The 12,643-nt window shown below is 72.1% G+C and carries 3 protein-coding genes; all 3 read left to right on the top strand.

Translation table 11 applies throughout. The features are described from left to right. Window positions 1-5 precede the first annotated feature (5 nt). From AB0M65_RS20615 to AB0M65_RS20605, 3 genes are read left to right on the top strand one after another with little or no spacing between them, the layout of a single operon-like run. Window positions 6-10,025, top strand: coding sequence for an amino acid adenylation domain-containing protein (locus tag AB0M65_RS20615; protein ID WP_364029540.1), 10,020 nt, complete (start codon window positions 6-8; stop codon window positions 10,023-10,025). Beyond that, window positions 10,022-11,428, top strand: coding sequence for a DHA2 family efflux MFS transporter permease subunit (locus tag AB0M65_RS20610; protein ID WP_364029538.1), 1,407 nt, complete (start codon window positions 10,022-10,024; stop codon window positions 11,426-11,428). Before AB0M65_RS20615 ends, AB0M65_RS20610 begins: the two co-directional genes overlap by 4 nt. Then, the gene (locus tag AB0M65_RS20605; protein WP_364029536.1) at window positions 11,415-12,458 is read left to right on the top strand and encodes a 3-deoxy-7-phosphoheptulonate synthase; all 1,044 of its coding nucleotides are present in this window, start codon (window positions 11,415-11,417) and stop codon (window positions 12,456-12,458) included. The genes AB0M65_RS20610 and AB0M65_RS20605 overlap by 14 nt, the downstream gene beginning before the upstream one ends. The last annotated feature ends 185 nt before the right edge of the window (window positions 12,459-12,643 follow it).

Here is a 12,643-nt window from a genome sequence, read left to right as displayed (position 1 = left end):
ACGAGATGAACAACGCCCTCGGCCTCACCGGTGCCCAGCTGGGCATCTGGACCGCGCAGCGACTGGAACCCGATTCGCCCTACTACGTCGTCGGCGACGTCGTGGAAGTTACCGGCGACCGTCCGGTCGATGTCGGTGTGCTGGCGGAGGCGATCCGGGCGACCGTCGAGGAGGCCGACAGCCTGCGGCTGCGGGTCTTCGAGACACCGGACGGGCCGCGGCAGCGCGTGGATGCCGGACCGGTGCCGCTTCCGGACGTGGTGGATTTGTGTGGTGAGGCCGATCCGGTGGCCGCGGCGCACGAACGCGTCGAGGCCGAACGCCGCCGGGTCGCCGAAACCTGCCGCGAAATGGTGGACCGGCCGCTCTTCGCGCATCTCGTGCTGCGGCTCTCGGAGTCGCACGTGTGGTTCACCCAGCTCGGGCACCATCTCGTGTTCGACGGCTACACCGCGGCGATGCTCGCGCGCCGCACCGCGGCCCGCTACACCGCTGTGGTTACAGGGAAAGATGTGCCGGCTTCGACGTTCGCGCGGTTCGCGGACCTCGTCGAGGCCGACCACGCCTACCGGGAGAGCGAACGGTTCGAGCGCGACCGTGAGTACTGGCGCTCACGGTTCACGCCGTTGCCGGACCTCGACGACGGCGGGAGCGCGCCGGGCCCGCCCGAAAGCACGGTGACCGCGCGGTCGGTCCTGCCCGCTTCGGACGTGGCTCGTCTGCGGGAACTGGGAAAACGGGCCGGGACGACCTGGGGCGACGCACTGATCGCTTGCTACGCCGCGTTCCTGCATCGCGTGCTCGGCTGGACCGACGTCGTGTTCGCGATGCCGTTGATGTGCCGTGAAGGTGCCGCGTTGCGGACTCCGGCGATGGCGGTCAACGTGCTGCCGCTGCGGGTGACGGTGAACCCGCGGGACCAGCCTGCCGAGCTGGTGGCGAGGGTGACCGGTTCTTTGAAGGAGATGCGGACCCACCAGCGGTATCGCGGTGAGGACCTGCCGCAGGAGCTGGCTGTCCCTGGCGCGGGAGCGCTGCTGCACGGCCGGGGTATCAACCTCAAGGCGTTCGACCTGAAACTCGATTTCGCGGGCGCTCACGGCACCATGCGCAACGTCGCGGGCGGGCCGCCCGAAGAGATGGGGCTCAGCGTGCTGCCCACCTCGGAAGGCGGGCTGCTGCTCGGCTTCGAGGTCGACGCGCGTACCCACGACCAGACCGCCGTCGATGCCAAGCTGACCGCGTTGCGTTGCCTGATCACCGCGCTGACCGAACCGGACGGCCCGGTGGTCGGCGGTGTCGATCTGGTTCCGGCGGGGGAGCGGGACGCCCTGCTGAAGGCGTGGTCGACGCCCGCCCCGGACGGTGAACTCGTTGGTGTACCGGAATTGCTCGCCGAACTCGAGCCCGAACAGGTCGCTCTGGTCTACGGTGACGAACGGCTGACCGCCGGAGAACTCGTCGCGCGGGTCCACCGGCTCGCGCGGGCCTTGCGGGCTCGCGGTATCGGGCCCGACGACGTCGTGGCACTGGCCCTGCCGCGTTCCGCGGATCTCGTCGTCGCGTTGCTGGCGGTGCTCGACGCCGGTGCCGCGTTCCTGCCGCTGGATCTCGCCCATCCGGTCGAACGGCTTCGGGAGCTCGCCGCCGAAGCCGGTGCCGTGCTCACGATCGCCGACGACGCGGACATCGTGCCCGGACCATACCTGCTGCTCGGCGAAACCGATCTGTCCACACTGGACTCATCGCCCTTGTCGATACCGCGTCATCCGGAGCACCTGGCGTACGTCATCTTCACCTCCGGTTCGACCGGCCGTCCCAAGGGCGTACTCGGTCGCGTCGGTGGGCTGGCGACGTTGTTGCGCCATCACCGCGCGACCACGGTCGCCGAGACCGAGCGGGCCGCCGGGCGGCGGCTGCGGGTCGCGCACACCTACTCGTTCGCCTTCGACTCCGCGCTCGACCAGCTGATGTGGCTGCTGTTCGGCCACGAACTCCACGTCTACGGCACCGACGTCGCCCGCGATGCCGACGACCTGCTGGCCGCCTACCGGCGCGACCGGATCGACGTCGTCGACACCACGCCGTCGATGGCCGCCCCGCTGATCGACGCCGGGCTGCTCGACGGTGAGCACGCGCCCGCCCTGCTCGTGCTCGGCGGCGAGGCGACTCCACCCGCACTGTGGCGCCGTGTCGCGGAGTCGGGTGTCCGCGCCCGCAACATGTACGGGCCCACCGAGGCCACTGTGGACGGTGCCGGATCCTGGCTGGACGACGGCGAACCGACGATCGGGGCCGCCGTCCCCGGCACCGCCGTCCGGGTGCTGGACGCCGCCCTGCGCCCAGTGCCGGTGGGGACGCCCGGCGAGTTGTATCTAGCCGGGCCGCATCTGGCGCGTGGTTATCTCGGCCGTCCCGGCGCGACCGCGGAGCGGTTCCTCGCGGACCCGTTCGGTGCGCCCGGCGACCGGATGTACCGCACCGGTGACCTCGCTCGCTGGGTGCCCGGCCGCGGGCTGGAGTACCTCGGCCGCCGCGACGGACAGGTGAAGGTGCGCGGCCACCGCGTCGAACTCGGCGAGGTCGAAGCCGCGCTGGCCGCACTGCCCGGTGTGCGCGCGGCGGCGGCCGCGGTGCGCGGGCCGAGGCTCATCGGATACGTCGTCGGCGACGTCGTCCCGGACGACGTCCGCACGGAACTCGCGATGCGGGTGCCGGAGCATCTCGTCCCCGCCGCTGTCGTCGTCCTCGACACACTGCCTTTGACCTCCAACGGAAAGATCGACCGCGCCGCGCTGCCCGCCCCGCGTGCGGCCGCCGGGCGGACCGCCGCCACCGAACGCGAACGCGTACTGTGCGCGACCATCGCCGAGGTCATCGGCGTCGACAAGGTCGCCGTCGACGACGACTTCTTCGCACTGGGCGGCGACAGCATCACCGCGATCAGCGTCAGCAGCAGGCTGCGTGCACACGGCCTTGACCTGCGACCGCGGGATCTGCTGGCGCGACGGAGTTTCGAGGCGCTGGCGGCGGCGAGCCGCGAACTCGGCGGCGGTGCGGACACTCCGGACGAACCCGTCGGCGTGGTGCCCGCGCCGCCGATCGTCCGCGCCCTGCTCGGCCCGCATCCCGACACCACGGTCGTCGCCGGTTACACGCAATGGACGGCGCTGCGGCTCGACGAGGACCTGCCGCTCGACCGGCTGATCGCCGGTGTGCAAACGGTTCTGGATCACCACGACACCCTCCGCCTGCGACTGGCAGGCGAATTGCGCGTCCGCGAACGGGGTTCCGTGCGGGCCGAGAACGTCGTCACGGAAGCGGCCGGGGACCCGGCGGAAGTCGCCGGGGAACTCGCCGCCACCCTTGACCTCCAAACCGGGGTGCTCCGGGTCGCGTTGCTGCCCGGCCACCTCGTCATCGTGCTCCACCACCTGGCGATCGACGGCGTCTCCTGGCGGATCCTCCTACCGGATCTGCGTGCCGCCTGCGCGGGCGAAGTGCTCGAACCGGCTGGGACGTCGTGGCGGCAGCACGCGCTGCGGCTCGCCGAACAGGGCAGCTCGGGTGCCCGGCGCGGCGAACTCGACCACTGGCGCGGGGCTCTGGACGGTCCGCGGCTGGGGCACCGGCCCCTCGACCGGAGCACCGACACGGTCGCGACGGCGCGGCGATCGGTCACCGTCGCGTCGCCGGAGCAGACCGAGGCGGTGCTCACCGGCCTGACCACGGCCTACCGCGCCGGTCCGGACGACGTCCTGCTCGCCGCGCTCGTGCTGGTACTGCGGTCGTGGCGCGAGACCCCGGCCGAGGCGGAAACCGTGTCACTCGAAGGGCACGGCCGTGATCAGCATGGACTGGACCTGTCCCGCACCGTCGGCTGGTTCACCGCCGAGCATCCGCTGCGGGTGCCGGCCACCGCGGTCGCCGCGACCGCGGACTTCGACAGCGCGCTCGCGGGCGGCGACGCGCTCGGGAAGCTCCTGCGGGCCGCCAAGGAAGCCAAACGCGCGGTGCCGGACAACGGTGTCGGCTTCGGCGTCCTGCGTTACCTCGACCCGCTGGCCAGGGACGAACTCGCCGCCGTCCCGCCACCGGACGTCGTCCTGAACTACCTCGGCCGGTTCGCCGCGCTGCCCGGTACCGGCTGGCGGTTGCCGGAGGAAGACCCGTTCGCGGTCAGCGAACCGGCGGCCAAATCGCTGGAGCAGGTGCTGGCGCTGAACTGCTTCGTCCGCGAGGACGGACATCCGCGCCTTGCCGTCGAATGGACCGCCGCCGGCGAGGTCCTGTCGACGGAAAGCGTTGCGGCACTTCAGGAAGCGTGGTCGCGGGCGCTGGACGCCCTCGTCGCGCACGCCATCCGGATCGGCCCCGACGGCGGCGGGCTGACGCCGTCGGATCTGCCGCTGGCCGGGCTCGATCAGGCCGACATCGACCTGCTGGAGCGCCGGGGCCGGATCGAGGACGTCCTGCCCGCGACCCCGTTGCAGACCGGGCTTTCCTTCCACACCATGGCACGCGGCGTCGACGACACCGACGTCTACGTGGTGCAGGCGATGACCCTGCTCAGCGGTGAGCTCGACGCCGAGCGGATGCGCGAGGCCGCGGCGGAAGTCCTGCGGCGGCATCCCGCGCTGCGTGTCCACTTGCACACCACCGATGCGGGCGAAGTCGTCCAGGTGGTGCCCGAGGCGGTCTCGCTCGACTGGCGGCAGGCGAACGCGTCACCGGAGCAGGTCGCGGACGAATGCCGTGCCGAGCTGGCCCGCCCGTTCGATCCGGCGACCCCGCCGTTGATCCGGTTCCTGCTGCTGACGCTCGGCCCGGACGAGCACCGTCTGGTGCTCACCAACCATCACGCGTTGCTCGACGGCTGGTCGATGCCGCTGGTCGGCCGGACCCTGCTCGCCACCTACGCCGAACTCGGCGGCGGCCCGGCGGCCCCGGTCGCCCCGCCGCTCGCGGAGTACCACCGGGTGCTGGGTGAACGCGCTCCGGACGCGGCGCTGGAAGCCTGGCGTGCGGCCCTCGCCGGTCTCGACGAGGGAACGCGGCTCGCACCCGCCTCCGTCGAGTCCACTGTGGAGCGTCCGGAGCGGGTCACCGTCGAGCTGGGCGAGGAGTTCAGCGAACGGCTGCGCGCCTTCGCCCGCGGCCGGGGAATCACACCGACGACGGTGTTCCAGACCGCGTGGGGTGTGCTGCTCGCCCGCCTGACCGGCCGTCGCGACGTGGTCTTCGGCTGCCCGGTGTCCGGGCGCCCGGCCGACGTCCCCGGCGTCGAGCGGATGATCGGGCAGCTCGGCAGCACGATCCCCGTCCGGGTCCGGTTCGACGCGGACGACACCGCGGTCACCGTGCTGGAACGTGTGCACACCGAAAGCGTCCGGCTCACCGAGCACCACCACGCCGGGCTGCCCGACATCCAGCGCGCGGCGGGTGTCGGCGACCTGTTCGACACGATGCTGGTGATGGAGAACTTCCCGCTCTCCAGCCGTGCCCGCACCACCTTGGCGCCGGGCCTCGACCTCACCGGCGTCGACATCACCGACGCCACGCACTACCCGCTCACCGTGATCGTGCTGCCCGGCGACGAGTTCACCGTCGGGCTCGGCTACCAGCCCCAGGCCTTCACCCGGGACGAGGCCGAGGCGTACGGCCGCTGGCTGCGCGCGGTCCTGCACGAGATTGTCGCCGATCCGGCGCGTCCGGTCGCCCGGCTGCGCGCGCTCGACGCCGAAGAAGAACGCGCGATGCTGCGCTTCGGCGAAGGTCCGGAACCCCGGCGTGAACGCGGCGGCATGCTGGAGGAGTTCGGCCGCTGGGTCCGCGAGACGCCGGACGCCGAAGCCGTCGTGTGCCGCGACCGCCGCCTGACCTACGCGGAACTCGACCGGCGCGCCAACCGGCTCGCCAACACGCTGATCGCCGCCGGGGTGAAGCCGCAGGATCCGGTCGCCGTGCTGCTGCGCCGCGACGTCGACCTCGTGGTCGCGTTGTTCGGCGTGATCAAGGCGGGTGCGGTGCACGTGCCGATGGACCCGGACTATCCGGCCGACCGGCTGGCCTACATGCTCGACGACATCAAGCCCGCCGCCGTCGTGTCCACTTCGGACGTCGACGGTGTCCCCGTGGTGAACCCGGCCGAACTGTCCGCTGAGGACACGAATCCGCGCGTGAGTACCACCGAAGACTCGCTCGCGTACGTCATCTACACCTCCGGCACGACGGGCAAACCGAAGGGCGTCGCGATTCCGCACCGGGGAATCCCGAGCCTGATCGCGTTGCAGGAGGACATCGTCGGCATCGGGACCGCCGAGCGGTACCTGCATTTCGCGTCGACGAGTTTCGATGTCGCGTTCTGGCAGTTCATGCTGCCGCTGCTGTCCGGTGGCACGTCGGTCATCGCGCCGGAGGAGGTGCGTGTCTCCGGCGACGACCTGCTGGCCTACGCCGCCGAGCACCGCGTCACCGGGCTCAACCTGCTGCCGTCGTTCCTGTCGGCGATGCCCGACGACGCGACCGTCGACCCGGACGTGTTCTTCGTCGTCGGCGCCGAACGCCTCGACCCCGAATTGGCGCGGCGCTGGGGAAACCGGCGTGCGCTGTTCAACGCCTATGGGCCTACCGAGGTCACCATCAACTCGGTGACCTGGCATTACGACCCGGCCGACCCCGGCCCGCTGCCGATCGGCCGCCCGGATCCGGAGGTGCGCGCGTACGTCCTCGACGGCAGTTTGCTTCCGGTCGGGACGAACGTCACCGGCGAGTTGTACCTGGCCGGGCCGAAGCTGGCACAGGGGTACGTCGGCCGCGCCGCGCTGACCGCCGAACGGTTCGTCGCCGATCCGTTCGGCCCGCTCGAAAACACTGCGGCGCGCGGCGCCTCCGCGGGGGGTGGTGGCCGGGTGACGGGTGGGAGGATGTACCGCACCGGCGACCTGGTCCGCTGGCGGCCGGACGGCCAGCTCGTCTTCCTCGGCCGTGCCGACCATCAGGTCAAACTGCGCGGGTTCCGGATCGAACTCGGCGAGATCGAAACCGCGCTGACCACGCACGATGACGTCCGCGCCTCCGCCGTGATCGTCCGCGAAGACCGGCTGATCGCCTACTTTGTACCTGTCGACGGCGCCGAGCCCGATCCGGCCGCGCTGCGTGAGTACCTCGCCGCGGATCTGCCCGCGTACATGGTGCCTACCGCGTTCGTGCCGCTCGATCGGCTTCCGCTGGGCCCGAGCGGCAAACTCGACCGGGCCGCGCTCCCCGCGCCCGAAGCGCGTCCGGCGGGCGGCCGCGAACCGGTGACTCCTGCGGAAACCGTGCTGCTGCGCGTGGTCCGCGACCTGCTCGGCCCCGGTGTCGGCCTGGACGACGGCTTCCTGGAAGCGGGTGGGGACAGCATCGCGTCGCTGCGGGTGGTGTCCCGTGCCCGCCGCGAAGGCCTGCACCTGACCGCACGCGACGTCCTCGAGGGCGGCACGGTCGCCGGGATCGCCGCGCGCTGTGGTGAACCCGAACGGGCCGAGGAAGCTCCCGCGGCCGGCGACGCGCCGCTCACCCCGATCATGCGTGATCTGTTGCTGCGCGCGGGAAAGACGGCCGACGGGTTCTGCCAGTGGGTGGAGATCTGCGTCCCTTCGGCCGACGACGTGCCACGGTGGCGTTCGGTGCTCGACGCCGTCCTCGCGCGGCACGACGTCCTGCGGGCGCATCTGGTCGAGGACGCGCTGCGGATCCCCGACGTCGGCGCCGTGACCGCCGAGACGGTGCTCACCGCCGTCACCGCGCAGGACGCCGGCTTGCGCGAACTGCTCGACGGGCACGCGGAGCGGATCCAGGCGCTGATGGATCCCCGGACCGGTCCACTGCTGCGAGCGGTGCTGGTGGACGCGGGCGAAGACCGGCCGGGCCGCTTGCTGCTGGTGGCACACCACCTCGTCGCCGACGCGGTGACCTGGCGTGTGCTGCTCGACGACGTCGAACAGGCCTTCCACGGCAACACGTTGCCCCGGCGCGGGCAGTCGTTCCTCGGCTGGGCGCGTTCGCTGCGGGCCGCCGCACCGGCCCGGCAGGACGAACTGCCGTACTGGCAGGCGATCGCCGCCGCGCCCGCGACCAGGCTCGGCCGCGCCGCGCTCGACCCGGCACGCGACACCGTGGCGACCGCGCGGCATCACCGGATCGACATCGGCCGGGAGACGACCCACGCCGTGCTCACCGCGTTGCCCGCCGCCTACCGCACCGGCCCGGACAGCGTGCTGCTGACCGCGCTCGCCCGTGCGATCGCCGCGTGGCGCGGGACCGAAGCCGATCTGCTCGTCGCCGTCGAGAGTCATGGGCGGCCCGGGCACACGCCGGACTTCACCGGCACCGTCGACCTCGCGCAGACCGCCGGCTGGTTCACCGCCGTGCATCCGGCGCGGATCACCCCGCCGCCGGGTTCGCTGCCGGACGCGCTGCGGGCGGTGCGCGACCACTTGCGTGCCGCCGGCGACGGCCTCGGCCACGGGATCCTCGGCGTCCCGGGGCCTCGGCCCGAAGTCGCGTGGAACTACCTCGGGCGGTTCCCGGCGGCACCGGTCGCCGAAACGCCGTGGCAGCGCCCGCCGGACGCCGATCCGCTCGGCTCGGGTGGCGGCGCGGAGCTGCCGCTGCCGCACGCGCTGACGGTGAACGCGATGGTCCCCGACGGCGGCACGCTCGGCGTCCGCTTCACCTGGCCGTCCGCGTTGTTCACCGGCGACGAGATCACCGCGCTGGGCGAGCATTTCCGCCGGGCGCTGGAGGAACTCGCCGCCGACCCACCGGGACCAGGCGAGGTTTTGCCGCTGACGCCGTTGCAGGAGGTGATCCTGCGTGAGTCCCGTGCCGCGAGCGAAGATCCCTACCCGGTGCAGGCCGCGTTCGCACTGTCCGGTGACCTCGACGTCGAGGCATTGCGTGCGGCGGCGTCCGCGCTGGTGCGACGGCATCCTCACCTTGGCGCGCTCTTCCCGCCGTCACACGAGGTCCAGGTCGTCCCGGCGGCTCCGGAAGGAGGGTTCCGGGTTTGTGAAGTGTCCGAAGAGGACGCCGAGCGGGTGCTGGACGAGGACCTCGCCGAACGCTTCGACCTGGCGAACGGTCCACTGTGGCGGGTCACCGTGCTGCGGCACGGGCCCGGCCGTCACCGGCTCGTGCTGACCAGCCACCACCTGCTGTCCGACGGCTGGTCCGCCCCACGCGTCCTCGGTGAGTTGTTCGCGCTCTACGCGGGGACGCCGCTGCCGGAGCCGATCCCGCTGGCCCGGTACACCCGGCTGCTCACCGCCCGCGACCACGCCGCCGACGTCCGGGCCTGGCGGGCCGAACTCGACGGGCTCCCCGAAGGCGATCACCTGTCACAGTCCGGTGGACCGGCCGAACCCGTCGTGTTCACTGTGGACGGTCAGCTCGTGCGGGTGCTGACCCGGCTCGGCGCGGCACGCGGGCTCACCGCCAACACCCTGCTGCAAGGCGCCTGGGCCGCAGTCCTGGCGGCAAGGGCCGGTCGGCGGGACGTCAGTTTCGGGGTGATGACCTCGAACCGGACGTCCGAAGTGGACGGTATCGAAGAGATCATCGGCCTGCTGGCGAACAGTGTCCCGGTACGGGCCCGGTTCACCGGCACGGTCGCGGAGGCGCTGGCCGATCTGCAGACGCGGCAGCAGGCGATGGCCGGGCACCACCAGATCGGGCTGCCCGAACTCGCGGCGCTGGCAGGCCGTGAGCGGTTGTTCGACAGCCTGCTCGTCTTCGAGAACTACCCGGTGGATCCGGCGAAGCTCCGCGAACCGGCACCCGGCCTGGCCGTCACCGGCACCCGGTTCCGCGAACGGACGCACCATCCGGTGAGTGTCACCGTCGTGCCCGGCGAGAACGGATGGGAAGGCGTCCTGTACGCGCGGGACCCGCGGCCGCTGGCCGACGACCTGGTCCGGTTCCTGCGGGAGCTGCCGTCCTGGCTGGACGGCGACGCCGTCGAGTTCCTGGGAGAGCGGTGAGCGCGCGTCCGGTCGACGCCACGCTGTGGCGCACGGCGGCCGTGCTGGTGCTGGGCACGTTCATGGCGACGCTGGACAGCACGATCGTCTCGGTCGGCGTCGACACCCTCGCCGACGAGTTCGGCGCGCCGGTCACCGGTGTCCAGTGGGTGACCACGGCTTATCTGCTGGCCGTCGTCACCGCGGTGCCGGCGTCCGGCTGGCTCGCCGACCGGTTCGGCGGACGGCGGGTGTGGATCACCGCGGTCGTCGTGTTCCTGATCGCGTCGCTGCTGTGCGCACTGGCGCCGACGTTGCCCGCGCTCATCGCCTTCCGCGTGCTGCAAGGGCTCGCGGGTGGCCTGCTTCCCCCGACCGGTCAGGCGTTGCTGGCGCGTGCCGCCGGGCCGGACCGGATCGGCCGCGTGATCAGCGTCGTCGGCCTGGTGCCGCTGCTGTCGCCGGTGCTCGGTCCGTTGGCGAGCGGTTCGATCCTCGCGGTCGCCGACTGGCCGTGGCTGTTCTACGTAAACCTGCCGGTCGGGGTGGTGGCCGTGGTACTGGCGCCGCGCTGGGTCCCGGCCGGGGTGCCCGGCGGCCGCGGTGACCGGTTCGACTTCCGGGGCGCGCTGCTGCTTTCGCCGGGGCTCGCGGCAGTGGTCTTCGGGCTCACCTGGTTCGAGCGGGGGACGCCGGTGGTCGCCGGAACCGCGGTCGCGGTGGGCGCGGTGATGCTCGCGGCGTTCGTCCGGCACGGTCTGCGCGCGGAAGCACCCTTGCTCGATCCGCGACTGTTCACCCGGCCGCCGTTCGGGGTCGCCGCACTGGCACTGGTCCTGCTCGGCGCGTCGGTGTTCGGCACGATGTTCCTGCTCCCGCTGTACCTCCAGCGCGGCGCCGGACTGTCCACTTGGGACACCGGGCTGCTGCTGGTGCCACAGGGTATCGGCGCCGCCGCCGGGTCGGTGCTGGTGAACCGGCTCGTCGACCGGATCTCGCCACGCGCCCTGGTGCTGAGCGGTATCGGGCTGGTCGCCGTCGGGACCGCTCCCTTCACCCAGCTCGGCCCGGGACTCCCGGACTGGGTGATCGCGGTTTCCCTGCTGTTCCGCGGTTTCGGCGCGGCGCTGATCGGCGCGCCGGTGATGACGATCGTCTACCGCCGGGTCGAACCCGCGCGGCTGCCCCGCGCGGCCGGGGCGCTCACCCTGCTCAACACACTCGGCGGCTCGGTCGGCACCGCGGTGCTGGCCGTGGTGCTGCAGGCCCGGCTGGCCGCTCGCGGCCCAGATGTCGCCGGGGCCTTCGCCGACGCTTTCTGGTGTGTTCTCGGCCTCGCCGTCGTGGCGGTCGCCGGTGCGACGCGGCTGCCCCGGGCCGGGGTGGCCGCCCCCGACAAGGAGAAAGGTCATGCGAATGCCTGACCAGGACACCCTGCCCAGTCCGGCCGAGGTGGCCGTGAGCGGCGTCGTACCGGACGAGATCGCCCGGCACCGCGAAACCGTCGCGAACGTACTCGCCCGGCGTGACACCCGCCTGCTTGTCGTGGTGGGACCGTGCTCGGTGCACGATCCCGCCGCCGCCGTCGAATACGCGCACCTGCTCGCCCGTGCCGCACGCAGATTCGCCGACGACCTCGTCGTGGTCCTGCGTGCCTATCTGGAGAAACCGCGGACGGTCTCGGGCTGGACCGGACTGGCACCCGACCCCACCCTCGACGGCAAGGGCGACCTCGCGTCCGGGGTGCGGATCGGCAGGCGGTTCCTCGCCGACGCGGCGGCGACCGGGCTACCGCTGGCGTACGAATTCGTCGACCCGTTCCTCGCACCGTACTTCGCGGACACCATCAGCTGGGGCGCGATCGGCGCCCGGACCGTGGCCAGCCAGCCGCACCGGCATCTGGCGTCGTGGCTGCCGATGGCGGTCGGGATGAAGAACTGCGTCTCCGGCCGACTGGACACCGCGGTCGCCGCGGTACGAGCGGCCGGGTTGCCGCATGTGTTCCCGGGCGTCGCGGCGGACGGGCGCATCCGAATCCTGCGCGGCACCGGCAATCCGGACGCCCACCTCGTCCTGCGCGGTGGCCCGAAACCAAACCACCACGCCCACGCCGTCGCCGACGCCATGGACGCGCTGACCGCCGCCGGGCTACCGCATCGCCTCGTCGTCGATGCCTCGCACGGCAACAGCGGCAAGGACCACAACCGCCAGCCCGTCGTCGTCGCGGATCTGGCGGACCAGATCTCCGCGGGCAACGACGCGCTGGCCGGGGTGATGATCGAGTCGTACCTGTCCGACGGCAGACAGGACGTCGGCGCCGAGCGGCCCCGGCCCGACCTGAGCATCACGGACGCCTGCCTCGGCTGGGAACGCACTGTCCCGCTGCTGGAGTCGCTGGCGTGCGCGAACGCGGTGCGGCGAATCAGCTCGCCACGGCCCGTGGGCGCCCACTAGCCGCAATTAGTCCTCTAATGGCGGTCCGCTCCGTACTTTCACCGGTGCGGCGCCGGGATGTGGCCGGGATGTGGCCGGGACGTGGTCGGGACGTGGTCGGGACGTGGTCGGGATGTCATGAGGGGTCCCCATAGGACGAAATTTGTCCTATGGGGACCCCTTATGACGTTCGCGAGGCGGACCTA

This window comes from Amycolatopsis sp. NPDC051071, assembly GCF_040682875.1.
GTDB lineage: Bacteria > Actinomycetota > Actinomycetes > Mycobacteriales > Pseudonocardiaceae > Amycolatopsis.
The sequence above is the reverse complement of the archived record's forward strand: the minus strand, read 5'-3'. Positions and strand labels throughout refer to the sequence as shown.